Genomic DNA, 25286 nt, shown 5'->3' with positions numbered 1-25286 from the left:
CGGGGGAGGGAGCGCACTTCCCTCGTTGCAGCTGTAGGGCCTCAGGCCGCGGCCGATATCCCGGACGCCGCCTTGATCGCGTCGCGCGGCAGGGTCACGCGCACGACGGTGCCGACCTCGAGCTTGGAGCGCAGCCGCATCGAGCCGCCGTGGAGCTGGGCCAGCGAGCGGGCGATCGCAAGGCCGAGGCCCGAGCCGTGATAGGTCTTGGTGAGCTGGCTCTCCACCTGCTCGAACGGGCGGCCGAGCCGTGCCAGCGAATGTGGCGCGATGCCGATGCCGGTGTCGGCGATCATCAGCACGATCCGGTCGTCGAGCTGCCGGCTGCGCACCACGACGCGCCCGCCGTCGGGCGTGAACTTCACCGCATTGGAGAGCAGGTTGACGATGATCTGCTTGGTGGCGCGGCGGTCGGCGACGACGGCGATGGATTTGGCGATGTCGGCGTCGAGGGTGATGTGCTTGTCCTGGGCCCGGCCGGTAACCACCCGCAGGGATTCCGCCAGCGTCCGCGACAGGTCGAGCTGTTCCATGTCGAGCTTCATGCGGCCGGCCTCGATCTTCGACATGTCGAGGATGTCGTTGATGACCTCGAGCAGATAGTGGCCGCTGGTCAGGATGTCCTGGCAATATTCCTGGTACTTCTCGCTGCCGAGCTCGCCGAACATGCCCGAGCCCATGATCTCGGAGAAGCCGATGATGGCGTTGAGCGGCGTGCGCAGCTCGTGGCTCATATTGGCGAGGAATTTCGACTTGGTCTGGTTGGCTTCCTCGGCGCGGGTCTTTTCGCGCTGGTATTTCTCGGCGAGGTCGGCGAGCTCGACCGCCTGGCGCTCCAGCGCGGCCTGCGAACGCTTCAGGTCGATGACGGTGGCGCGCAGGCGCAGGTCGTTGTCGACCAGCTTCTGTTCGTGCTCCTTGATGCGGGTGATGTCGGTGCCGACCGAGACGTAGCCGCCGTCCTTGGTGCGGCGCTCGCTGATGTGCAGCCAGCTGCCGTCGTCGAGCTGCGCCTCGAAGGTGCGCGCGCCGGGCCCTTGGGCGGCGGTCTCGTTGTGGCGGGTGCGCACCTCCGGCATGCGGCCGACCTCCAGCACGGTCTCGTAGGAGGTGCCGGGAATGACGGCGGTCTCGGGCAGCTTGTGCAGGCGCTGGAAGTGCGAGTTGCAGAGCACGAGGCGGTCGCTCGCGTCCCAAAGCACGAAGGCTTCCGGGATCGTCTCGATGGCGTCGCGCAGGCGAAGGTCGGCTTCCACCGTCTTCTCGGCGAGGCTCTTCTGCTCGGTGATGTCGACGGCGATCCCGATCAGGTGCACGCTGGAATCGGTGGCGCCGCGGGTCTTCTCGCAGCGGACGCGTAGCCAGATCCAGTGGCCGTCGACGTGCTGCATGCGGAAGGTCTGGTCGATGTGGTCGATCTTCTCGGAGATGAGCTGGTCGGCGATCGCGAACAGGTCGATGTCGTCGGACTTCACCAGCGCGTTGACCTCGCCGAAGGTGAGCAGCTCGTTGCGGCCGTCGAGGCCGAGCATCGAGAACATCGACTGCGACCAGAAGATTCGGCCGCGCGACAGGTCCCAGTCCCACAGCCCGCAGCGGCCGCGGTTGAGCGCGGTGTCGATACGTCCGCGCACGGCGTCGTTGATGAGGTCGCCCTCGCGGGCGCGGGTGGACTGCCAGTGGAAGGCGAAGCCGAGGATCAGGACGACGAATCCGGTCGTTGCCGACAGCGTCACCGAGAGCGCGGCGTCCGAGCCCCAGATCGGCTCGTTGCGCTCCTGGATCACGGTGACGAAACCGGGCATCGACTTGATCTGCCGCGAGGTCGCCATCGCGGCGTTGCCGTTCGGCAGCGTCATGTCGGAGATGTTGCCGTCGCGCGTCGGCGCCGCGAGCAATTGGGCCGTCGTGATGGCATCGAGCAGACGGTCGTTGCCCGAGGGGTCGCTGTCGACCGGAACGCGGGCGAGGACGCGGCGGTCGATGCCGGCCGAGGTGACGATGACGTGGCGACCCGAGGCCGTGCCCCAGGACGGGATCAGGTCCGGCAGCAGCGTCGGCAGGCTCTCGATGTTCTTCAGCCGCTCCTGGCGCACGGAGGTGAGGCGGTCGATGCGTTCGGCCAGCAGATCGGCGAGCGCCGAGATGTCGTGGCGTATCACCAGCCGCTTCTGGCGCGTCTGGTCGACGACCTGAACGAACGCGCCGAGACAGATCGTGATCAGGAAAGCGATGATCAGCGTCGGCACGGCGCGACGAAGCGCCGGCTCCGCGATCAAGAGCCGATGATAGGCAGGTTTCGCGATCGATTGCGCCAATCCTTTGATCGAATCGGATTGGACGCACGCGTTCGCGGCGTCTGCACGCGACATGCCTTCGGCCCCCTGAAAACCAGCTTGCAACTGAAGTCCGGAAGCAGCCCCACATCGCTTCCGAATCACAGCGATTTGAATCCAGTTTTCGCGGGCTGTCGAGAGTCAACGAATCGTTAACGCGAAATTATTCTTATCCAACGCGAGATTTGTGCATCGCGCGTCCGCAAACTCACGGGCGGGAGGAGTCCGAAACGGGAACGTGTGACTCCTCGCACATTCTTCGTGTCGTGCGCCTCGTCACGCGCGCGGCGGTTCGGCGTGACTGATGACGCGCTTGACGCTCGGGAACGCGCGCCGCAACGCGCGCTCGATCGCATCGACCTGCTCGTGCACCTTGATCACGCTCATCGAGGGTGTCGCGCGGCAGTGGAAGTTGACGATCTCGCCGGCATCGGTGTTGCGGACACGGACATTGTGGATGTCGTGGATCTCGCCGCCGGCGGCATAGTCCGCCAGCGCGGCGGCGATCGTCCGCACCCGCTCCGGCGCGGCATCGATGCCGAACGGAAGTTCCGGTTCCAGCGGCTCGATATGGACGTCGACCTCGACGTCCTCGCCGAACTCCACCTGAATGTTGCGCTCCAGCGTGTTGGCGATGTCGTGGGCGGCGTCGAGCTGCATGCCGCCATCGACCTCGAGGTCGATGCTGACGATCAGCTTGCCGCCGAGATCGTGCACCGTGACGTGGTGGATGGCGAGCCCCGAATTGCGCGCGATGACCATGATGCGGTCGCGCACGGTCTCGTTGTCGCGCGCCACGGGCACCGCAGCGAAAGTGAGGTCGGCATCACCGAAGGTCTTGGTGACGGCGGCCTGCGCGTTGCGCTTGATGTCCTCGACACGGTCGATCGGATAGGTCCGCGGCACCTTGGCGATGGTGTCGATGAAGGTCGTCGCCCCGACCATGCGTACGCGCAGGCGCTCGACGGCGATCACCCCGGGCACGCCGCAGATCGCGGCCGTGGCCTTTTCCTGCGCACCCTCGGGAGCGCGGTCGACCAGCGTCTGCACGGTCGAGCCGGCCATGCGCAGGCCGAGAGCCGCGATCATCACGGCGACCGCCGCCGCCGCCGCGGCATCGCCCCACCAGAAGCCGAGGGCGGCGAGGATCAGGCCCACGATCACGGCGAACGAGCCCATCACGTCGGATGCAAAGTGCAGCGCGTCGGCCGCGAGCGCCTGGCTCCGCGTCGCGCGCGCGGCGCGGTGCAGGGCTCGGGCGCGCCAGAGATTGACGATGATGTCGATCACCAGCACGACGAACGGCACGGCCGAAATGGTTGGCGGCGGCGCCCCCTCGCGGAGCCGGCTATACGCCTCGACCAGGATGCCGCCGGCGAGCACGTAGAGCAGGGCGGTGACGCCGAGCGCGGAGATGCTCTCCAGCTTGCCATGGCCGTAATGGTGCTCATCGTCCGCCGGCTTGTCGGACACCCGCACCACCGCCCAGGTGATGATGGTCGCGACCAGGTCGATCGAGGAATGCAGGGCCTCGGAGATCAGCGCGAGCGAGCCGATCGCGATTCCGACCACGAACTTGGCCGCCGCCATGGCGCCGCTGGCAAAGATCGAGATCGCCGCGACCGAGGTCTTGTCGTGCTGGGAGGTCATGGCGGGGGATTTAGCAGCCCGGGGCCGAACATCAAGCGGCGATCCACAGGAGTAGTCGCGAGTGAGTTGCAGGAGCGGGGCGATGTCATTCCGGGTTCGGTCCCGCGGACCGCCCCGGAATGACTTTCCTCACACCGTCACCACGATCTTCCCCAGATGCCTGTTCGCCTCCATGTGCTCGAACGCCCGGTCGATGTCGTCGAAGGAAAATACCTTGTCGATCGGCAGCTGCAGCTTTCGCGACTCCACCGCGCCCCAGATGTCCTTGCGGACCTCCGCGAAGATCTCGCGGACCTCCTCGATGGTGCGGGTGCGGAAGGTGACGCCGACATAGTCGATGCGGCGCGCCGCATGCAGGTCGAAGTTGAAATCGGCATGGGTGCCGCCGAGCCGGCCGACATTGACGATGCGGCCCTTCACCCTGGTCGCGGCGAGGTTCTGGTTGGCGACCTTGCCGGAGACCTGGTCGACGATGAGATCGACGCCTTCGCCGTTCGTCGCCTTCAGCACTTCGTCTACCCATTTGGGATCGGATGAGTCGACCGCGAGGTCGGCGCCATAGTCCTTCAGCCGGCCGCGCCGGATGGCATCGGTGGAGGAGCCGATCACGAGCTTTGCGCCCTTGAGCCTGGCGATCTGCATCGCCATCAGGCCGACGCCGGAGCTGGCGCCCTGGATCAGCACGCTCTGGCCTGGCTTGACCCCGCCGACAGTGACCACGGCGTTGTGCATGGTCGCGAGCGCGACGGGCAGGCTGGCTGCCTCCTCGAAATTCATGTTCGAGGGTGCGTGGAACAACCGGCCGTGATCGGCCAGCGTGTATTCGGCGAAGGCCGCGCCGCCCGAGCCCATGACGCGGTCGCCGATCTTGACGCCCTTCGCATCCGGCCCGAGCTCGGCGACCTCGCCCGCCCATTCCATCCCGAGCACGGTGCCGACGCCGCCGGCCGCGCCATGGGCGTGGCCCTTGCGCATGCCGGTGTCGGCGCGGTTGAGGCCGCAGGCGCGGACCTTGACGAGAACCTGCGTGCCTTTCGGCTTGGGTTGAGCGACGTCGGAAATCCGAGCGCCTTCAGGACCGTAGACATAGGCTTTCATGAAATCCTCTCGCCTCCTGAAGTGATTATTCCGCCGCTTCGCGTTGCGGCTGAACGATCATGCCTTCGAGCCGGCTGCGAATGATCGCCTCCGCCTCGCGCACGATGCGGGAGATGAGCTCGGCGCAGCTCGGGATGTCCTGGATCAGGCCCTGAACCTGGCCGGCCGACCAGATGCCTTCATCGGAATTGCCCGTCGCATAGACCATCTTGCCGCGGGCACCGGCGACGAGCTCGCGGATGTCCTCGAATTTTGCGCCTTCCTTCTCCATCGCGACCACCCTGGTCGAGATCTCGTTCTTGGCGACGCGCGAGGTGTTGCGCATGGTGCGGAAGATCAGCTCGGTCTCGCGCTCGTCATTGGCGACGATCTTCTCCTTGATGAGCTGGTGGATCGGGCTTTCCTTGGTGGCCATGAAACGCGTGCCCATGTTGATGCCGTCGGCGCCCAGCGCCAGCGCGGCGACGAGGCCGCGGGCATCGGCAAAGCCGCCGGAGGCGATCATCGGGATCTTGATCTTGTTGGCGGCGGCCGGGATCAGGATCAGGCCGGGGGTGTCGTCCTCGCCGGGATGGCCGGCGCATTCGAAACCGTCGATCGAGATGGCATCGACGCCCATGCGTTCGACCGAGAGCGCATGACGCACGCTGGTGCATTTGTGCACGACCTTGACGCCGTGCTTCCTGAACTCGTCGACATGCTCCTGCGGCTTGTTGCCGGCAGTCTCGACCACCTTGATGCCGCTCTCGATGATGGCGGCGCGGTACTCGGCATAGGGCGGCGGCTTGATCGCCGGCAGGATGGTGAGGTTGACGCCGAACGGCTTGTCGGTGAGGTCGCGGCAGCGCGCGATCTCCTTCCTGAGGTCCTCCGGCGTCGGCTGGGTCAGCGCCGTGATGAAGCCGAGCGCGCCGGCATTGGCAACGGCGGCGACCAGCTCGGCACGCCCGACCCACTGCATGCCGCCCTGGACGATCGGGTGCTCGACCCCGACGAGTTCAGTGAACCGTGTCTGCAGCATGATAAGTTTCCCCCAGCGATGGCCCGCAGGCTCTGTTGTCGGTTGATGCCGCAAGGATGCCGCCGGGGGTGGGAAAAGTCTATCAGCCGAGCGTGCGGTGGGGGCGGGGCGGCATGCGGGGGACGAGGAGATTCCGCGAGGCGGATAATTGGGGTGTGCCGCCTTTGCAGGAGCGTCCGCCAAGGCGACGCTGAGGCTGCTTTCTGGATTGCTTCGTCGCTACGCTCCTCGCAATGAGGGGAAAGCTACTCCGCCGACAGCCGCACCATCTGGCGGCCGCCGTTCATTTCCTTGAGGCGGTTGACGAAGTTTTCCGGGCGCTGCCAGCGGTTGGGGACCTCGAGGCCCATGAACTCGGCGATGTCGCCGATGAAGCCGGTGCAGTTGGCGGTCTCGGCGTTCCAGACCGGCGAGTTCGTCTGCAATTTCTTGATATAGGCGAACACGCGCTTGGCGTCGGCCTCGTTCAGATAGACGCGGTAGCTGGCGGTCAGATATTCCGGATCGAGATCGCCATAGCTCGCGCCGGTTTCCGACGGCACGAAGGTGATGTGGCCGAGCACGTAAGCGAGCGTGTCGCCGGCGGGCGTCAGCCCTGCGACCTCGACGGCCTTCTCGCTGGTCTTGCCGTACCAGACGAAGGCATGGCCCCAGCTCGCGGCCGTGCGGGCGCGGAAGTCAACGTAATAGGGACCTTTCTCCGCGCGCGCGAGCGAGCGCCGCGTCGATTGCGGCGCCGGCCGTGACGTGGAGTCGGTCGTGGCAAGCGCATTGGCCTCTGCAGTGCGCTTGTTGGCTTCGTGGGCCGAAGCCGAGGGCATCAGGCAGGCGATCATCGCCGCGAGAGCGAGCCCGGCAAGAATGCAGGATCCCGATCGATCAGGTTTGTTCGTCACGCTGTGCCCCTCGACTGTCGGCCGCTTACGCTGGTCTTGCGCGCTAACGCGTCAGTAGCGCGCCGCAACCGGGCCCGGCGCCTTGCCGATCGGGGCCTTTCCAACCGGGCTCTTGCCAATCGGCATCTTGCCGATCGGCGCCTGCTCGGAATAGACCGGCACGGGCTGGCGGCGCGGCAGATCCGCAGCGTTCGCGGCCGTCACCAGAGCAAGCGTGGCACCCAGAGCAATTACAATCTTCTTCACAGTGATACCCCTAGAAGGTTTGGCCCAAACACGGCCATGCCGTGCCCCCAGACACGCCTCACAAAAGGGCGTCCGAATGCGACCAAGTTGCGGCGCGCGCAGGGCGTGTCAGCGGCATATGTCTGACGCGCAAAGATGTGATGTGTCTGGATGTTTCGGAACGGCGTGAAGCGCCTCACCCGATCCGATTGAGGCCATTCCTGATCGTCGCGAAGATGCCGCCGATGTCCTTGCGCAGGGCGTCGAGCGCGTTGAAATTGTCGAAGATGCGGGCGAGGCGGTCTTCGACCTCGCGCTTGCTCCGGGTCAGGGTCTCGACGCGCGAGGCCAGCGTCACGTCGCCGTTGGCCTCGATCTCGCTGACGGTCTTGGCGAGGAGATCGCGGGTGGCGCCGACCTCCGCGATCATGGCCTCGATGCCGAACACCGGCGCCTTGAGCGGGACGAGGTCGGCCTGCGACTTCGACAGCTCCGTCTTGAACGCGTTCAGCGTCGCCAGTGTCTCCTGCAAGGCAGCCAGACGCTGGCGTGACTGGAGGACGAATTCGTTCAGCGCGTTCTGGCGGTCTGCGAGGGTCTTGCCGTCGGAATCGGTTTCGACGTCGGCGAGCGCGCGTTCGAGCTGGGCCTGGCGCTGGCCGAGCTCCTCGAAATCGAGCCGGATGCTTTTCAGGATGTCGAAGCTGTCGTCGATGCGGGCGAGGCGCTGCTCGATCTCGATCTTGTTCTTCGAGAGTGTTTCGACGCGCGTCGCGAGCGGCGTCTCGCCGCCGGTCTCAAGCTCGTCGATGGTCTTGGCGAGACGGTCGTGGCTGAGGCTGAGCTCGCCGATCAAGGCGTTGATGCCGGCATCCGAGGATCGCAGCGGCGCCAGCTCGGCGTGGGATCTTGCCAGATCCTCCTTGTGCCGGTTGAGGGTCGCGAATGTGTCCTGGACCGCGTTCACCCGCCCCAGAAGCGCCGACACGTCGCGCGCGATGTCCCGCTGCCGGTCGGCGAGGTTGTTCTTGCGGTCGTCGGTCTCGAGGTCGTGCAGCGAGCGTTCCAGCTGGTTCTGGCGGTCGCGGATCTCGGTGAAGACGGGCTCGACCGCGCGGCGCTGATCGGCGACCTTGCCGACCATCTCGCGCAGTGCCTGCTGGCGGCGGCGGATTTCGGCGAGCTGGTCGTGCATGTCGGTGGATTCGTTGCGGCCCTGCTGCAGCAGCGCGCGCCGCTCGGTCTCGCCGAGCTTGTCGTGGAGGGCGGAGACCGCTTCCCGGGGATCGTTCTCGATCAAATGCTGGACGGTGGCGTCGAGATGGTTCTGCAGGGCGTGGGCGACGACGACGTCCTCGCGGGTCTTCTTGAGACGGTCACGTAGCGTCTTCAGCCTGCGGTCCTGGCGTGACAGCCGCCAGGCAGACGCGCCGATCAGGCCCAGCGTCCCCGCCAGGATCGCGCCGACAGTGATGCGTTGCGGCATGGGAAGCCCCGCGAACCAGGCGGGCAGATGGGCAAAGTCGTAACCAAACGTCTGCTGGGCGAGAAACGCGATGACGGCCAGCAGCACCAACCAGGCAATCAGGAAAAACAGCCACATCGTGAATTCCTCACGCCGGCACACATTTTCGCCATGATTGCTATTGGAGAGCCGAACACCGCGCAAGGGGCTGTCGGAGGAGCATGATGCCTCGGGACGCGCGATCCACCGCTGATTGAGGGAAGGACGGCACGGCGGGGTGCCCCGGGTCTTCCCGCAGCGGTGGGGGCTCCGCCCCGGAATGACGGAGCGGGCATTTCTGTAGCCCGGATGGGCGCATGCGGGAGCATCGCGCGCGGGACGCGGACTACGCTACATTCCACGCAGATTTCGTTACTCGCCTAAGCCGCCGACGCGACGCGGCGCGCTCATTTGCCGAGGAAGCTCGCGCGTATCTTGTCGGCGAACCAGACGACGAAGATCGCGCCGAATGCGAGCGCAAAGTACAGAGCCGTCCACAAAAGTGCATTATTGGCATTTGTCATGGCGTCCTCCCTGGCATGAGACATCGATCTCTTGCCGGAAAGGATAGTGGCGGCCGGGACGGCGCGATTTGCGCAGGATCAATTTTGCCGCGCTGCGGCGACGATGGCGATAGCCTGTAGCCCGGATGGAGCGAAGCGCAATCCGGGACCTGTGCATGACGATGGACTGCCCCGGATTACGCTTCGCTCCATCCGGGCTACTCCATCCGGGCTACGGCATCGCAGCTACAGCCGAAACTCGTTGGTGAGCTCGCCGATGCCGTCGATCGCGACGGTCACAATGTTCACCTCCTCCTTCATCACCCCAACGCCGACCGAGGTGCCGACGGCGATGAGGTCGCCCGGGAGCAGGGTCATGTCATGGGAGATTTTGCTGACCAGCTCCTGCGCCGAGAAGATCATGTCGGAGATCGGATAGTTCTGCCGCTCCGCGCCATTGAGGATGGTACGCACCGTGAGCTTCGCCGGATCAAGGCCGGTTGCGATCACGGGGCCGAACGGGCCGTAATCGTCGATGCCCTTGGCGCGGGCCCATTGCGGGAAGGTGGGATCGCTGGTCAGGATGTCGTTGGCGGTGATATCGTTGACGCAGGTGTAGCCGAAGATGAAGCTGTCGGCTTCTGCCGGCGAGACGCGCGCGCAGGTCTTGCCGATGACGATGCCGAGCTCGCCCTCATAGGTGGTCTTGCCGTCGTAATAAGAGGGACGGCGGATCACGGCGCCCGGCGTCGTGATGCTCGTGGTTGCCTTGAGGAGATAGAGCGGCTCCGGCGGCTCGGGTTGGTTCAGCTTGGCGGCGAGCGCGTGGAAATTATTCCAGAGCGCGACGATCTTGCTGGGCGCGCAAGGCGCGAGCAGCTCGACCTCCGACAGCGCCAGTGTCCTGGCCGTGGCGGCATTGCGGCCGAACATCTCGCCCTCATGCACGCTGATGCCCGATGAGGTCAGGGTGCCGAAACCGGTCGTGCCATTATTCCGGAAGCGCAGCCACTTCTTGATCTCGCCAGCCATCATGCCACCGCCAGTGCGCGGGGATCTGCCGGCGTCGAGACGCCGTCATAGAGCCCGGCGATGCGGGCGCGCTGGGTCACCATCGCCAGCACCGAGTCGAGTGCGGGCGTCTGGATGCCGGTGAGGCGGCCCATCTCCTGCACGACGGTGACGAGCGGGTCGATCTCCATCGGGCGGCCGCGCTCGAGATCCTGGAGCATCGAGGTCTTGTGGGCGCCGACCTTGCGGGCGCCCTCGATGCGGCGCTCGACGTCGACGCGGAACTTGACCCCGAAGGTCTCGGCGATCGCCTGCGTCTCCACCATGATCGCGCGCGACAGCGCACGCGTGGACGGATCGGTGCAGATCACGTCGAGCGTTGCGTGCGTGAGCGCGCTGATCGGGTTGAAGCAGACATTGCCCCAGAGCTTCAGCCAGATCTCGTCGCGGATGCGGTCGAGCACCGGGGCCTTCAGCCCGGCGGCGACGAACAGATCGGCGAGGCGCTGCACGTCTGGTGTGACCTCGCCGGAGGGCTCGCCGAGCGGGAAGTTGTTGCCGTAGACGTGACGGATCACGCCGGGCGCCTCGAGCTCGGTGGCGGGATAGACGATGCAGCCGATGGCGCGCTCGGCGCCCAGCTCGCGCCACTGCCGCCCGCCGGGATCGATGCTCTCCAGCGTCGAGTTCTCGTATTGGCCGCCGTGCTTGTGGAAGTACCAATAGGGAATGCCGTTGACGGCGGTGACGATGCGGGTGTGCGGCCCGAGCAGCGGCTGCATCTTCTCGATCACGCCCGTGATCGAATGCGCCTTCAGCGTGATGATGATGTAGTCCTGCACGCCGAGCTCATTGGGGTCGTCGGTACAGCGCGGATGCACGGTGTGCTTCTCCTCGCCCGCGAGCAGCGTCAGGCCGTGCTCGCGCATGGCGGCGAGGTGCGCGCCGCGTGCGATGAGGCTGACATCGGCGCCTGCGCGTGCGAGCTGAACCCCGAGATATCCGCCGATCGCGCCGGCGCCGTAGATACAGATCTTCATGAAATCCTCGCGGAGGGAGCCGAAGTCGGATTTTTGGGACGAAAGATCCGGTCCGGCTCGGAAGGATCCGAGCCGGGGCCGGCAGTCGCAGGGGAAGGGTCGTATCGTTTAGGCGGCCGCTTGCGGCGTGCCGTTGAGGGCCTCGTCGATGGCAGCTGCGATGTCGCGCATGCTGATGACGGAGACGAGGCTGTAATCGTCGATCACCGGCAGGTGGCGGATGTGGTGCCGGTTCATCAGGTGGCGGACGTCATCGATCGTGTCGCTCGAGGTGCAGGACACCAGCTGCTGCACCGAGACGAGCTGCGAGACCTTGACGTTGACGGCGTTCGTGCCGTGCTCGGCGACGGCGCGCACCACGTCGCGCTCGGTGAACATGCCGACCGCGGTGTTACCCTCGGAGCGGACCACGTCCTTGACCACCAGTGCGCTGATGTTGTTGGCGCGCATCAGCTTGGCGGCGATACCCACCGTTTCGTTCATCCGCACCGTGACAACGCGCGGCGTCTTCTTGCGCAGAATGTCTCCGACCAGCATTGCAACCTCCCTGGGTGAATGTTGGGAGAAGTGTGGTATACATAATGCCAACCGTCAAGCATTGGATTTGGCCGATCCGAAAAATCTTGCGACAGCGATACTGACGTTTGCCGTCGAGACAAAAAGAAAAGGGGCGCATCGCTGCGCCCCTTCTCGTTGTCGCGAATGTGCGGCGGCTACGCCGTCTCGGTCTTTGCACTTGTCTTGGCACTGCCGGTGGCGGTCTCGGTGCTCTCGGCTTCCTTGCCGAGGATGAAGGAGCGGCGCAGCGGCTTGATCACGAACAGCGCCATCAGCGCCGCCGTCGCATTCAAGGCCACTGCGACCACGAACACGGCCTTCCAGCCATAGGCCGCCGAGATCACGCTTGCGAGCGGAACGAGCAGGGAGGCGGTGCCCTTCGCGGTGTAGAGCATGCCGTTGTTGGTGGTTGCGAATTTCGAGCCGAAGGTGTCGCCGCAGGTCGCGGGGAACAGCGAGTAGATCTCGCCGAACACGCCGAAGTAAACCGCGGTTGCCAGCACGAAGACGAGCGGGATGTGACCGTAGGCCGACAGCGTCAGCAGCATCAAGGCGGCGGTGCCGAAGGCGATGAACATGGTGTGCTCGCGGCCGATCGTGTCGGAGACGAAGCCGAAGAACGGGCGGCCGAAACCGTCGAAGATGCGGTCGAGCGAGATCGCGAAGGTCAGTGCCGCCATCTGGAAGCCGGCGAGCGTGACTGGCGTGCTCGCGATCTTGAAGTCGTGCGCGATCGGGGCGATCTGCGCCGCGGTCATCAGGCCGCCCGAGGCGACCATGACGAAGACGAGATACATCACCCAGAAAATAGGCGTCCGCAGCACTTGCGGCGGGGTGAAGTCGATCTTGGTCTGCGGCAAATTGAGCTGCTTCTTCTTCGGCGGGATCGAGAGCCGCGGCGGCTGGATGAAGAAGGCGAGCACGAACACGATCACGCCCTGGCCGATGCCGAAGGTGAGGAAGGCGTGCTGATAGCCGCTGGATGCGATCATGGCTGCGATCGGCACCACGGTGAGCGCAGCGCCCGCACCGAAGCCCGCGGCCGTCGCGCCGGCGGCAAGGCCGCGGCGATCGGGAAACCATTTCAGCGCGTTGCCGACGCAGGTGCCGTACACCGCGCCCGCACCCATGCCGCCGATGACCGCTGCCGCGTAGAGCAGCGTGAGCGAGTCGGCATAGGAGTTGAGGATCCAGGACAGCGCGATCATCACGCCGCCGAACATGATGACGATGCGCGGGCCGTATTTGTCGACGAACCACGCCTCGACCGGCACCAGCCAGGTCTCGGTGACGACGAAGATGGTGAAAGCGAGCTGGATCGCGGCGCGTCCCCAATGATGGGCGGCATCGATCGGATCGACGAACAGCGTCCAGCCATATTGCAGATTGGCGATCATCGCCATGCAGACGATGCCCATGGCGAGCTGGAACCAACGGAAACCGGTGCGAAGAGGCGCGGCCGTGACGGCGCCATCCGTGCTGGAAATCATCAAGAACCTCCCAACGCGCCTGATTGACTACGACTTGGGATTGCAAGATGACCCAGTGTCGCAAATGTTGTGGCTTATCGTCGCAAGCGCGGGGGAGAGCTTGGTATACCATATTCCAGAAAGCAAGTGCTAACTGCGGCGGATTGTCACAAATATTCGGTTCCAGCGGGGAGCGGGCGCCGCAAGCTTTCCCCAAACGAAAACGCCCGGCCGCAAGGCCGGGCGTCTGCTCGATGAAGCTGTGGTGGGGCGTCAGGCGACCGTCGATTTTGCGACGACGACCTTGCGCCAGGGCTTGAGCACCGCGATCGCCAGCAGCGAGGCCAGGATGTTGGCGCCGGCTGCGATGATGAACACGCTGTCCCAGGTGCCCGACGATTGCTGCATGTAGTTTGCGATCGGTACCAGCAGCGCGGCAGTGCCCTTGGCGGTGTAGAGCAGGCCGGCGTTGGTGGTCGCGAACTTGGCGCCGAATGTGTCGGTGCAGGTCGAGGGGAACAGCGAGTAGATCTCACCCCAGGCGAAGAACACGAAGCCCGAGAGCAGCACGAACCAGATCGGATCGTGACCCCAGAGGTAGAGCATCCAGATGCCGAAGCCTTCCATGCCGAAGGCGATGAACATCGTGTTCTCGCGGCCGATCATGTCGGAGATCCAGCCGAAGAACGGACGCGTCAGGCCGTTGAGCACGCGGTCGATCGTGGCCGCGAAGGTCACTGCCGTCATCGTCACCGCCATCAGCGTGACCGGCACGTTGTCGACCTTCCAGTCGGCCGCGATCGGCTTCAGGTTGGCCGTCACCATCAGGCCGCCGGCGCCGACGATCACGAACATGAAGTACATCAGCCAGAAGATCGGCTGACGCAGAACTTCGGTCGGCTGGTAGTTGCGGCGGGTCTGCAGCAGATTGGCGTTCGCCACCACGTTCGGCACCTGGCCCGCCTTCGGCGACAGCAGGAAGAAGGCGAGGATGCAGATGATGATGCCTTGGCCGAGGCCGAAATAGAGGAAGGTGGTCTGGAAGCCACTGTCCTTGATCATGGCCTGGATCGGCGCGACCGTCAGCGCAGAGCCTGCACCGAAACCTGCCGCCGTGATGCCCGCGGCGAGGCCGCGCTTGTCCGGAAACCACTTCAGCGCGTTGCCGACGCAGGTGCCGTAGACGCCGCCGGCCCCGATGCCCGCGACGATCATGCCGAGGTAATAGCCGTTGAGCGTGGTGGCCTGTGCGTTGATCGCCCAGCCGATGGCGCAGAGCACGCCGCCGACCAGCACGACGATTCGCGGACCGTATTTATCGACGAACCATCCTTCGATCGGCACCAGCCAGGTCTCGAACAGCACGAAGAGGGTAAAGGCCCATTGGATCGACGCGCGATCCCAGCCGAACTTCTTCTGGATGTCGGGGACGAAGAACGTCCAGCCGTATTGATAGTTGGCGATCATCACCATCGCGCCTACACCGATCGCCAGTTGCGCCCAGCGATACGTGTCGCTAACGCGCGCGGTAGTAGGGGCGGTTGCCTGCACCATGTCCGTCATAAAGCCTCCCGTGGCGCCTCTAATTTTTCTGCGAGCGCTGGAGAGGCATTCTTGTATGCATTATGCCAAGCTTCAAGCGCTGGTCCGGCCACCGTGCGCAAATGTCGCAGCCTTGTTCAGCGGCAACTGTGACTCGGAACAGCACAAGTAGAAATGGCCCCGTCGTGCGGGGCCATTCATCAAAAGTAGCATGTGGATCGTTCTGAAACCGTCGCGCTGCGTGGCAGCGCGGGAAAGTAACGGCTTACAGGCCGAAGCGCGGCAGGTCGCCGTTGTGGTTCGAGATCTCGGCGCTCGCCATCAGGAAGCTGTCGATCGCGGCCATCAGGCGGGCGAACAGCGAGGCGGAGGGGGCGAAAGCAACGGAAGCGGTCTTGGACATTGGAATTTCCTTTCTTGAGACGGTCAGTCTTGCGTCTCATGTCTGGGAACAATCTATGTATACCAGATGCCACTGTCCATGCGTTTGTTTGCATGGCAGCATGTAATACGCCGCATTGCAGCATAACGCCGGGTTAATGCGGCCGGTTCGGGCAAGAAATTGCCCATCTCAAGCCGCTGAGCGGGCCCTGCCATTGCCGAAAGGCGCGAAAGCCCGGGCGGAATCCCGGAATCTCGTCGCGGCGGGCGCCAGGCTCCGGCCGCACTGCAGCGGACGGGCTTGGCAGGACAAGTCAAAGCGGCTAGTGGTCCGCCCCCTTATCCAATCAACCGTCAGAGTGGTTCATGTCGAGCGCTTCGCCCGCCGTCTCGATCGGCATCGATTTTGGGACCAGCAATACGGTCGTCGCGCTCGCGGCGGACGACCGTCGGGTCGAGGCCATCCGGTTCGACCATGGCGGCCAGCGCCACAGCACCTATGTCTCGGCGCTGTGCTTCTGGGAGGACCGGCCGGGCGCCGGGGCCCAGGCCGAGGGCGGCCCGTGGGCGATCGAGACGTTCCTCGAAGGCCGCCACGTCTACCGGTTCCTCCAGTCGTTCAAGACTTTTGCCGCCAGCAGCAGCTTCCAAACCACCCAGGTGTTCCGGCAGCGCTTCAAGTTCGAGGACATCCTGGCGGCATTCCTGCGCACGCTGGCACGCCATGGCGGTGAGAAGTTCGGCTTCGAGGCGTCCAACATCACGGTCGGCCGGCCCGTGCGCTTTGCCGGCGGCAATCCGGATGAGGCGCTGGCCATGCAGCGCTACCGTGCCGCCTTCGAGCGCCTCGGCGCCGGCCACGCGCGCTATGTTTACGAGCCGGTCGGCGCCGCGTTCTCCTTCGCCCGAAAGCTCGAGCGCGATGCCACCGTGCTGGTTGCGGATTTCGGCGGCGGCACCAGCGATTTCTCCGTGATGCGCTTTTCGCGCAAAGGCGGTGCCCTTCGCGCCGAGCCGCTCGGCCATGCCGGCATCGGGATTGCCGGCGACACGTTCGACTACCGCATCGTCGATCACGTGGTCTCGCCGCGCCTGGGCAAGGGCTCCAGCTTCCGCTCCTTCGACAAGGTGCTGCCGATCCCCAGCGGTCATTATACCAACCTGGCCCGCTGGCATCAGCTGGCGATGATGAAGAGCAATGGCGATCTGCGCGAGCTCCGGGAGCTTGCGCGCACCGCGCTGAAGCCTGAACTGCTCGAGGATTTCATCACCATCGTCGATCTCGACCTCGGCTTTGCGCTGTACCGCGCAGTGTCCGACGCCAAGGTTGCGCTCTCAGCGCAGGACGAGGTGGATTTCCGTTTCAGAGGCGGCGGCGTCGATATCGGATCGACCGTCACGCGAAAGAATTTCGAATCCTGGATCGCCGACGACATCGCTCGCCTCGGCGCCACCGTCGACAAGGTGCTGGGCGAAGCCGGCATCACCGCGCGCGAGGTCGAGAAGGTGTTCCTGACCGGCGGCACCTCGTTCGTGCCGGCGGTGCGAAAATTGTTCGCCGAACGCTTCGGCAACGAACGGCTGATGTCGGGCGACCAGTTCGAGTCGATCGCCTACGGGCTCGCGCTGATCGGGCACAGTCCCGAGCCGGATCGCTGGACCGCCGATGGCGGGATCGGGAAGAAGGCGGGCGCATAGCGCTCGCTCCCATTCTCCGCCATTGCGGGCGCAGCGCCGTAGGGTGGGCAATGCGAAGCGTGCCCACGTCCTGTACGCGACCAGAGACGAATGGCGGGCGCGGCGCCAGTGCGCCTTGCCCGCCCTACCATACTGATGTCGCCGCTACTGATTGATCTCGGGCTCGACGAGCTTCGCCAGATTGCGCAGCGATTCCTGCCAGCCGAGATAGCAGGCCTCCGGCGGGATGACGTCGGGAATGCCGGCCTGCGTGATGTCGATCTCGGTGCCGACCGAAACTTTCTTCAGGATCACGGTGACCTGGATTTCGCCGGGCAGGTTGGGATCGTCGAACTTGTCCGTGTAGCGCAGGCGCTCGCCGGGCACGAGCTCGAGATATTCGCCGCCGAACGAGTGGCTGTTGCCCGTCGTGAAGTTCCGGAACGACATCTTGAACGTGCCGCCCACCTTGGGCTCGAAATGATGCACGGTGCAGGTGAAGCCGTTCGGCGGCAGCCATTTCGCCATAGCATCCGCTTCCAGGAAGGCGCGATAGACCTTCTGCGGGCTGGTGGCGAGAACGCGATGCAGGCGGATCGTGCTGGGCATGGTTGGCATCCTCATTGATTGATGGGCCCGAGATTGGCGTCTATGGCCCCTTCATGTCACGAGGACGAACGGGACACCGCCGATCCGACACGAGGTCTCGCGTTTTTTGGCGGGTGACCGGCCGCCGGCAATCTGCATCCGCTTCAAAACCGAAGCCACAATTCCGCTGTCCTTCTTCGTTCAACTCTAGCGCGAAACTAGGGGACTTCCGTTGCGCAGGATGCTTTGGGTTTTTGCCGTCATCTTCTGCTGTTTCACGTCGACCGCGGAGGCTGCGGGCATTCAGCTCCTTGAATCCGGCCCGGCGCTGTCAGGCGCGATCTGGTATCCGTGCGCGGCCGAGACGGCGCATGTGGCGTTGGGCAGCCTTGCGGTCGGTGCCGATTTCGACCTGAAGGGGGCGAGGGATTGTCCCGTCACAGGCGCGAAACTCCCGCTCATCATCTTTTCGCACGGTCGTGGCGGCTGGTTCGGCCAGCATCACGACACCGCGGAGGCGCTGGCTGATGCGGGCTTCGTCGTTGCGGCCATCAACCATCCCGGTGACACCGCAAACGATTCCTCGCGGCGCGATACGCTGTCCCTCTGGGGCTCGCGTCCGGCGGATATCGTTCGTTTGCTCGATTTCATGCTGAAGAACTGGAAGGACCGGGCGGTGATCGATCCCGCCCAGGTTGGGTTCTTTGGTTTCTCGAGTGGCGGTGCGACCGGCTTCGTGCTGATGGGGACCAAGCCGGATTTCGCGAGGATCGCCAGCTTCTGCAAGGAGACGAGCGGCGCTTGCGCGCAGCTTCACAATGGCGAGACGCCGCCCGAGCCGATCCAGGATGCGCGCATCCGCACCGCTGTCATCGTTGATCCCGCGCCAGGCACCCTGACGCGGGAGAATCTCGCCGTTGTCAAGGTGCCGTTCCAGTTCTGGCGCTCGCAGTTCGGCGGCCCCGGCGTCGGCGACGGCTCGGGCACGGAGCGCGTCGCGCAGGGATTGCCGGGCAAGCCGGAGATTCATGTCGTTCCAGCTGGCCACTTTGCGTTCCTCGCGCCGTGTTCGGCCGAGCTCGCGGCAGCCGTCCCCCGCATCTGTACCGACACGCCGGCCGGGTTCGACCGGGTGGGCTTTCATCGCGAGTTCAATGCAGCGGTGGTGAAGTATTTCCGCGATCAGCTCGGAGAGCACTAAGCTCGAAATCGGGATCAAACAAAAAGGCCGCCGAAACCGGCGGCCTTCGTCATTCGCTGTTGTGTCCGCTTACTCCGCGGCCTGCTTCTGCGGCGGGTCGAGTGCGCCGGACTTGTGGATCTCGGCGACCTGGTGGTCGCTGAAGCCGAGCACCGAGCGCAGGATCTCGTCGGTGTGCTCGCCGAGCAGCGGGGAGCGCTCCACCTCGCTCGGTGAATCCGACAGCTTGATCGGGTTGCCGACCGAGATGTACTTGCCGCGGGTGGGGTGATCGACCTCGACCACGGTCCCGGTCGCGCGAAGCGACTGGTCTTCGGCGATTTCCTTCATCGACAGGATCGGGCCGCAGGGGATGTCGTCCTTGTTGAGGATTTCCATCGCCTCGAACTTGGTCTTGGTCATCGTCCACTGCTCGATGCGGGCGAAGATCTCGTTGAGGCGCGGCAGGCGGGCCGCAGGCTTCGCGTAGTTCGGATCGGTCTTCCAGGTGGGCTCGCCGATCACGTCGCAGATCTTCTCCCAGACCGGAGCCTGGGTGATGAAGTAGATGTAGGCGTTGGGATCGGTCTCCCAGCCCTTGCACTTCAGGATGCGGCCGGGCTGGCCACCGCCCGAGTCGTTGCCGGCGCGCGGCACGGCATCGCCGAACGGAATGCCTTCGCCGAACTGGCTGTATTCCTTGAGCGGGCCGTGGGCAAGGCGCTGCTGGTCGCGCAGCTTGACGCGGGCGAGGTTGAGCACGCCGTCCTGCATCGCGGCGGTGACGCGCTGGCCCTTGCCCGAATGCGTGCGCTGATAGAGCGCGGTGACGATGCCCAGCGCCAGGTGCAGGCCGGTGCCGGAATCGCCGATCTGCGCGCCGGTGACGAGCGGCAGGCCGTCGCGGAAGCCCGTGGTCGAGGCGGCGCCGCCGGTGCACTGCGCGACGTTCTCATAGACCTTGCAGTCTTCGTACGGTCCGGGGCCAAAACCCTTGATCGAGGCGACGATCATCTTCGGGTTGATCGCCTGGATCTTCTCCCAGGGGAAGCCCATGCGGTCGAGCACGCCGGGGCCGAAATTCTCGACCAGCACGTCGCACTTCTTGATCAACTCGGTGAGGACTTCCTTGCCCTTGGGGTTCTTGGTGTCGAGCGTGATCGAGCGCTTGTTGTGGTTGAGCATGGTGAAATACAGGCTGTCCACGTTCGGGATGTCCTGCAGCTGGCCGCGGGTGATGTCACCCACGCCCGGACGTTCCACCTTGATCACGTCGGCGCCGAACCACGCCAGGAGCTGCGTGCAGGTCGGCCCGGACTGGACGTGAGTGAAATCGAGAATGCGAACGCCCGTGAGCGCTTTGGTCATCTTGTTGCTCCGTACTCTGTGTCTGCCCCTGCACCCGGCAGGGAATAAAGGGTTGAGGGGTGGACTTACTTCTTCTTCTGCAGAACGCTCTGCGGATTGAGGTTGCCGATGCGGCCGCTTTCCGAGCCGGCGGCCGGATCGATCACCGCGTTGATGAGCGTCGGCTTGCCGGACTTCATGGCCTCGTTGACGGCGCGCTTCAGCTCGTCGGGCGAGGTCGCGTTGACGCCGACGCCGCCAAAGGCTTCCATCATCTTGTCGTAGCGCGCGCCCTTGACGAACACTGTGGTCGCCGGATCGGAATTGGCGCCGTTGACGTCGGTGCCGCGATAGATGCCGTCATTGTTGAAGATGACGACGCAGATCGGCAGGTTGTAGCGGCAGATGGTCTCGACCTCCATGCCGGAGAAGCCGAACGCCGAGTCGCCTTCCACGGCCAGCACGGGATGGCCGGTCTCGAGCGCGGCCGCGATCGCCTGGCCCATGCCGATGCCCATCACGCCCCATGTGCCGACGTCGAGACGCTTGCGCGGCCGGTACATGTCGATGACGCCGCGGGCGAGATCGAGCGTGTTGGCGCCCTCGTTGACGAGGATCGCCTCGGGGTGCTCCTTGATGACGTTCTTCAGCACGCCGAGCGCGCCGTGATAGTCCATCGGCGATTTGTTGTTCATGAGCTTCGGCGCCATCTTGGCGACGTTCTCTTCGCGCTTGGACGAGATGGCCTTGGTCCAGTCGGCGGGAGGGGCGGTCCAGCCCGTTCCCATCGCCTGGTTGAAGGCGGAGACGACCGAGCCGATGTCGCCGACCACGGGCGCGACGATCTCGACGTTGGAGTCCATCTCACGCGGCTCGATGTCGACCTGGATGAACTTCTTCGGGGATTCGCCCCAGCTCTTGCCCTTGCCGTGCGAGAGCAGCCAGTTCAGCCGCGCGCCGATCAGCATGACGACGTCGGATTCCTTCAGCACCGTCGAGCGGGCCGCGCCGGCGCACTGCGGATGGGTGTCTGGGAGCAGGCCCTTGGCCATGCTCATGGGGAGGAACGGCACGCCGCTCTTCTCGACGAAATTCTTGATCTCTTCGTCGGCCTGCGCGTAAGCCGCGCCCTTGCCGAGGATGATGAGCGGACGCTTGGCGCTCTTGAGCACGTCGAGCGCACGCTTGACCGAAGCGGGCGAGGGGATCTGCGCGGGCGCCGCGTCGATCACCTTGACCAGCGACTTCTGGCCGGCATCGGCGCTCATGACCTGGCCGAACAGTTTTGCGGGGAGGTCGAGATAGACGCCGCCCGGACGGCCCGAGACCGCGGCGCGGATCGCGCGGGCGAAACCGATGCCGATGTCCTGGGCGTGCAGCACGCGATAGGCCGCCTTGCACAACGGCTTGGCGATCGCGAGCTGGTCCATTTCCTCGTAGTCGCCCTGCTGCAGGTCGACGATCTCGCGCTCGGAGGAGCCCGAGACCAGGATCATCGGGTAGCAGTTGGTGGTGGCGTGCGCGAGTGCGGTCAGACCGTTGAGGAAGCCGGGCGCGGAGACCGTGAGGCACACGCCGGGCTTCTTGGTGAGATAGCCGGCGATGCCTGCGGCGTAACCGGCGTTCTGCTCGTGGCGGAAGGAAATCACGCGAATGCCTTCGGCTTGCGCCATGCGGCCCAAATCCGTGATCGGGATGCCCGGCACATTATAGATAGTGTTGATGCCGTTCAGCTTGAGCGCGTCGATGACGAGATGGAAGCCATCCGTCAGTTCCTGCTCGGTGCCCGGTGCCTCGGACTTGGTCGCGGTATTCAGCATGGGCCTTCTCTCCCTGGTCTCAAGTAGCGGGGCGAATTGTTCGCCCTTCTGGTGAACGTTGCTAGGTGAACAGTTACGTGAACAATTCCTGGCCATGCGCTTCGACGTAAGCGGCAAGGCCGAGGGTGTGGTCGCGGGCGCGCTTCTCCGCAAGTTCGGTATCGCGCGCTTCGAGTGCTTCGATCATCGCGAGATGCTCGGGCAGCGAGGTCGCGGTGCGGTCCTTGCGTCCGATGGTCAGCTGGCGATAGCCGCGCACGTGCAGCAGCAGGTCATTGGTGAGATCGACCAGCACCGGCGATTCCGACAGCGAGATCAGCGCCTGATGGAAGGCGATGTTGGCGCGCGAATATTCCTCGACATGATCCTCGGGCAGGCGGTCCTTGCCGAAGTCCTTGAAATAGTCGCGCAGCGCCGTGATGTCCTTCTTGCGCGCGGTGGTGGTGATGAGGCGCGCGGCCATGCTCTCCAGCGCCGCCCAGGCGCGGATCATGTCGACGATCTCGCTCTTGGTCCGGCGCACCACCATGATGCCGCGGCGCGGAACCGTCTTCACGAAACCGTCCTGCTCGAGCATCGCGATGGCTTCGCGGATCGGGGTGCGGCTGACACCCAGGCGTTCGGACAGCGCGCGCTCGTCCAGCATCACCGGCTCGGGCGTCGAATAGATGTCCATCTTGAGGATGGCTTCCTTCAAGGCGTCATACGCCTTGTTCTTGAAGCTGCTCTCCGGGGCAATACGAACGATTGCGATGTCTGCCTCGGCCATGTTCGGCAACGCCTTGGTTGGTTTCCGTAGTGACACGACGAATCTCCTCCAGTGGGAGTCGTCTTTTACAGGAATATTAACGGGAAAGTTTTTGGCATACCACATGCCAGAATGTCAAGGCGGCTATTTTTTGCGGCGTTCTAAGCCATGCTGCAGCTTGACAAGTTGGCTTCTGGCATACCAAATGCCATCGCCAGCCATTTTTGATCCAAAGCGGCGGAGTAGTCTTGGGCTTTATGCCGCTCCGGCCCGCGACATGGAGCACAGCGCGGCGAATGGCAAGCATCACGGGCAGTCGCAAATACGCGCGCGCTTTGAAAAGAACGAACTGAGGTCAAGGGAGAAGCCACATGTCCAATTCCAAAGAAGCCGTCCGCAAGGTGCTTGACCAGGTCAAGGCGGACAACCGCACCAGCCTGACGGCCCCGGAAGGCAAGCTGGTCTGCGACGCCTACGGCATTCCGGTTCCGAAGGAGGGCGTGGCCAAGTCGGCGGGCGAGGCCGGCAAGATGGCCTCCTCGATGGGCTTCCCGGTCGTGATGAAGATCGTCTCGCCGGACATTCTCCACAAGACCGAAGCCGGCGGCGTCATCGTCGGCCTCAAGACGGCTGAGGACGCCGAAAAGGCCTACGAGACCATTCTGTCCAACGCCAGGAAGTACAAGGCTGACGCCAAGATCGAGGGCGTCCAGGTGCAGCAGATGCTGGCCGGCGGCACCGAAGTCATCGTCGGCTCGATCACCGACGGCTCGTTCGGCAAGCTGGTCGCCTTCGGCCTCGGCGGCGTGTTGGTCGAGGTGCTCAAGGACATCACCTTCCGCCTCGCGCCCGCGACCAAGGAAGACGCGCTGTCGATGCTCGACGGCATCCAGGCCCACGAGATTTTGAAGGGCGTGCGCGGTGGCGAAGCGGTGAACCGTACGGCGCTCGCCGACGTCATCGTCAAAGTTTCGCAGCTCGTCACCGATTTCCCCGAGATCGTCGAGCTCGACCTCAACCCGGTGTTCGCGACGGCGAAGAGCGCGATCGCGGCCGACGTCCGTATCGTCGTCGACTTCGCCTATGTTCCGAAGCCGAAGCCGCGGCCGACCGAAGAGATCGTCGCGGCGATGAGCCGCATCATGCAGCCGAAGGCCGTCGCCGTGGTCGGCGCCTCCGCCGAGGACGGCAAGATCGGCAACTCCGTGATGAAGAACCTCATCAACGGCGGCTACAAGGGCGACATCTATCCGATCCACCCCAAGGCCGCCGAGATCCTCGGCTACAAGGCCTACAAGAGCGTCAAGGACGTGCCCGGCGTGATCGACACCGCCGTGTTCGCGATCCCTGCCAAGTTCGTCGCGGCGGCGCTGACCGAATGCGGCGAGAAGAAAATCCCGGGCGCGGTGCTGATCCCGTCGGGCTTCGCGGAAGCCGGCGCGCCGGAGCTGCAGGCCGAGATCGTCGAGGTCGGCAAGAAGTACGACATCCGCCTGATGGGGCCGAATATCTACGGCTTCTATTATACGCCGGCCAATCTCTGCGCGACTTTCTGCACGGCCTACGACGTCAAGGGCCACGCGGCGCTGTCGTCGCAGTCGGGCGGCATCGGCATGGCCATCATCGGCTTCTCGCGTTCGGCGAAGATGGGCGTTTCGGCCATCGTCGGCCTCGGCAACAAGTCCGATATCGACGAGGACGATCTGCTCGCCTTCTTCGAGCAGGATCCGAACACGAACCTGATCGCGCAGCACTGCGAAGACCTCAAGGACGGTCGCGCCTTTGCGGAAGCGGCAAAGCGCGTCTCCAAGAAGAAGCCGGTCGTCGTGCTCAAGGCCGGCCGCACGTCGGCCGGCGCCAAGGCGGCCTCGTCGCACACCGGCGCGCTTGCCGGCAACGACAAGATCTACGAGGACGTGCTGGCGCAGTCGGGCGTGATCCGGGCCCGCAGCTTGCGGCAATTGCTCGAATTCGCCCGCGGCGTGCCGGTGCTGCCGACGCCGAAGGGCGAGAACGTGCTGATCATCACCGGTGCCGGCGGCTCGGGCGTGCTGCTGTCGGACTCCTGCGTCGACAACGGCCTGTCGCTGATGTCGATGCCGTCGGATCTCGATGCGGCCTTCCGCAAGTTCATCCCGCCGTTCGGCGCGGCCGGAAATCCTGTGGATATCACCGGCGGCGAGCCGCCGATCACCTACGTCAACACGGTCAAGCTCGGCCTCTCCGATGAGCGCATCCACTCGCTGATCCTCGGCTACTGGCACACTATCGTCACCCCGCCGATGGTGTTCGCCCGCAATATGGTCGAGGTGAAGAAGGAGATGGAGGCCAAGGGCTTCGTGAAGCCGATCGTCGCCTCGCTCGCGGGCGACGTCGAGGTCGAGGAAGCCGCCGAATATCTCTACCAGAACGGCATCCCGGCCTATGCCTATTCGACCGAGCTGCCGGTCGAGGTCCTCGGCGCCAAGTACAAGTGGGCGCGCGGGGCAGGGCTGCTCTGACGATCTTCGCCTCTCCCCGCTTGCGGGGAGAGGCCGGAATTTGCGCAGCAAATTCCAGGTGAGGGGTACTCTCCGCGAGTTTATCTGCCACTGTCCTTGCGGAGACTCCCTCACCCTGACCCTCTCTGAGCGAGCGAAGCTCGTCTCGGCCCCACAAGCGGGAAGAGGGGAAAGAAGAGATGCAGGTCGCG

The 25286-nt window shown here is 64.7% G+C and carries 20 protein-coding genes; 3 read left to right on the top strand and 17 right to left on the bottom strand.

Annotated features, from left to right (window positions below; translation table 11 throughout):
* Positions 1-41 precede the first annotated feature (41 nt).
* The 13 genes from RPS27_RS34455 to RPS27_RS34395 all read right to left on the bottom strand — a co-directional run bounded on the left by RPS27_RS34455 (position 42) and on the right by RPS27_RS34395 (position 15256).
* Positions 42-2372: a PAS domain-containing sensor histidine kinase gene (locus RPS27_RS34455; RefSeq protein ID WP_211417598.1), complete on the bottom strand. Its 2331-nt coding sequence runs from the start codon at positions 2370-2372 to the stop codon at positions 42-44.
* 240 nt (positions 2373-2612) lie between these two features.
* On the bottom strand, positions 2613-3986 hold the full coding sequence (locus tag RPS27_RS34450) for a cation-efflux pump (RefSeq protein WP_212067112.1): 1374 nt from the start codon (positions 3984-3986) through the stop codon (positions 2613-2615).
* A gap of 129 nt (positions 3987-4115) precedes the next feature.
* Entirely contained in the window at positions 4116-5084 is a 969-nt protein-coding gene (locus tag RPS27_RS34445; RefSeq protein ID WP_212067111.1) for a zinc-binding dehydrogenase, read from the bottom strand.
* A 25-nt stretch (positions 5085-5109) separates the two neighbouring features.
* A complete protein-coding gene (locus RPS27_RS34440) occupies positions 5110-6105 on the bottom strand; it encodes a nitronate monooxygenase family protein (protein WP_212067110.1) in 996 nt (331 codons plus the stop codon).
* 245 nt (positions 6106-6350) lie between these two features.
* The gene (locus tag RPS27_RS34435) at positions 6351-7001 is read right to left on the bottom strand and encodes a hypothetical protein (RefSeq protein ID WP_211417594.1); all 651 of its coding nucleotides are present in this window, start codon (positions 6999-7001) and stop codon (positions 6351-6353) included.
* Positions 7002-7052: 51 nt separating this feature from the next.
* Positions 7053-7253 carry a hypothetical protein gene (locus RPS27_RS34430; protein ID WP_049820038.1) on the bottom strand — a complete coding sequence of 67 codons (201 nt, stop codon included), beginning with the start codon at positions 7251-7253 and terminating at the stop codon, positions 7053-7055.
* 169 nt (positions 7254-7422) lie between these two features.
* Entirely contained in the window at positions 7423-8829 is a 1407-nt protein-coding gene (locus RPS27_RS34425) for a hypothetical protein (RefSeq protein ID WP_212067108.1), read from the bottom strand.
* 650 nt (positions 8830-9479) lie between these two features.
* Positions 9480-10268: a fumarylacetoacetate hydrolase family protein gene (locus tag RPS27_RS34420; protein ID WP_212067107.1), complete on the bottom strand. Its 789-nt coding sequence runs from the start codon at positions 10266-10268 to the stop codon at positions 9480-9482.
* Positions 10265-11284: a 2-dehydropantoate 2-reductase gene (locus RPS27_RS34415; RefSeq protein ID WP_212067106.1), complete on the bottom strand. Its 1020-nt coding sequence runs from the start codon at positions 11282-11284 to the stop codon at positions 10265-10267. The genes RPS27_RS34420 and RPS27_RS34415 overlap by 4 nt, the downstream gene beginning before the upstream one ends.
* A gap of 108 nt (positions 11285-11392) precedes the next feature.
* Positions 11393-11821, bottom strand: a complete 429-nt coding sequence (locus RPS27_RS34410) for a CBS domain-containing protein (protein WP_212067105.1) — start codon at positions 11819-11821, stop codon at positions 11393-11395.
* 176 nt (positions 11822-11997) lie between these two features.
* Positions 11998-13332 carry an oxalate/formate MFS antiporter gene (oxlT, locus tag RPS27_RS34405; protein ID WP_194407219.1) on the bottom strand — a complete coding sequence of 445 codons (1335 nt, stop codon included), beginning with the start codon at positions 13330-13332 and terminating at the stop codon, positions 11998-12000.
* 252 nt (positions 13333-13584) lie between these two features.
* On the bottom strand, positions 13585-14874 hold the full coding sequence (gene oxlT, locus RPS27_RS34400; RefSeq protein ID WP_211417589.1) for an oxalate/formate MFS antiporter: 1290 nt from the start codon (positions 14872-14874) through the stop codon (positions 13585-13587).
* 244 nt (positions 14875-15118) lie between these two features.
* Entirely contained in the window at positions 15119-15256 is a 138-nt protein-coding gene (locus RPS27_RS34395) for a hypothetical protein (protein WP_211417588.1), read from the bottom strand.
* A 344-nt stretch (positions 15257-15600) separates the two neighbouring features.
* Between RPS27_RS34395 and RPS27_RS34390 the strand changes: the two genes are divergently transcribed.
* Positions 15601-16932, top strand: a complete 1332-nt coding sequence (locus RPS27_RS34390; RefSeq protein WP_212067104.1) for an Hsp70 family protein — start codon at positions 15601-15603, stop codon at positions 16930-16932.
* Positions 16933-17076: 144 nt separating this feature from the next.
* Here RPS27_RS34390 and RPS27_RS34385 read toward each other — a convergent pair whose 3' ends face one another.
* Positions 17077-17520 (bottom strand): SRPBCC family protein, encoded by a 444-nt coding sequence (locus RPS27_RS34385; RefSeq protein ID WP_211417586.1) that lies wholly within the window; start codon positions 17518-17520, stop codon positions 17077-17079.
* A 220-nt stretch (positions 17521-17740) separates the two neighbouring features.
* On the opposite strand from RPS27_RS34385, the gene RPS27_RS34380 reads away from it, so the two are divergent.
* Positions 17741-18700, top strand: coding sequence for an alpha/beta fold hydrolase (locus tag RPS27_RS34380; RefSeq protein ID WP_212067199.1), 960 nt, complete (start codon positions 17741-17743; stop codon positions 18698-18700).
* A gap of 69 nt (positions 18701-18769) precedes the next feature.
* Here RPS27_RS34380 and frc read toward each other — a convergent pair whose 3' ends face one another.
* From frc to RPS27_RS34365, 3 genes are all read right to left on the bottom strand, one after another.
* On the bottom strand, positions 18770-20047 hold the full coding sequence (frc, locus tag RPS27_RS34375) for a formyl-CoA transferase (protein WP_063195930.1): 1278 nt from the start codon (positions 20045-20047) through the stop codon (positions 18770-18772).
* 65 nt (positions 20048-20112) lie between these two features.
* Positions 20113-21846: an oxalyl-CoA decarboxylase gene (oxc, locus tag RPS27_RS34370; protein ID WP_194407223.1), complete on the bottom strand. Its 1734-nt coding sequence runs from the start codon at positions 21844-21846 to the stop codon at positions 20113-20115.
* Positions 21847-21919: 73 nt separating this feature from the next.
* Positions 21920-22615, bottom strand: coding sequence for a GntR family transcriptional regulator (locus tag RPS27_RS34365; protein WP_200495029.1), 696 nt, complete (start codon positions 22613-22615; stop codon positions 21920-21922).
* 350 nt (positions 22616-22965) lie between these two features.
* Between RPS27_RS34365 and RPS27_RS34360 the strand changes: the two genes are divergently transcribed.
* The gene (locus RPS27_RS34360) at positions 22966-25095 is read left to right on the top strand and encodes an acetate--CoA ligase family protein (RefSeq protein ID WP_212067103.1); all 2130 of its coding nucleotides are present in this window, start codon (positions 22966-22968) and stop codon (positions 25093-25095) included.
* Positions 25096-25286 lie beyond the last annotated feature (191 nt).

Origin of the sequence: Bradyrhizobium sp. WYCCWR 12699, from assembly GCF_032144035.1 — a bacterium.
GTDB lineage: Bacteria > Pseudomonadota > Alphaproteobacteria > Rhizobiales > Xanthobacteraceae > Bradyrhizobium.
This window is presented reverse-complemented; position numbering and strand designations above follow the sequence as displayed.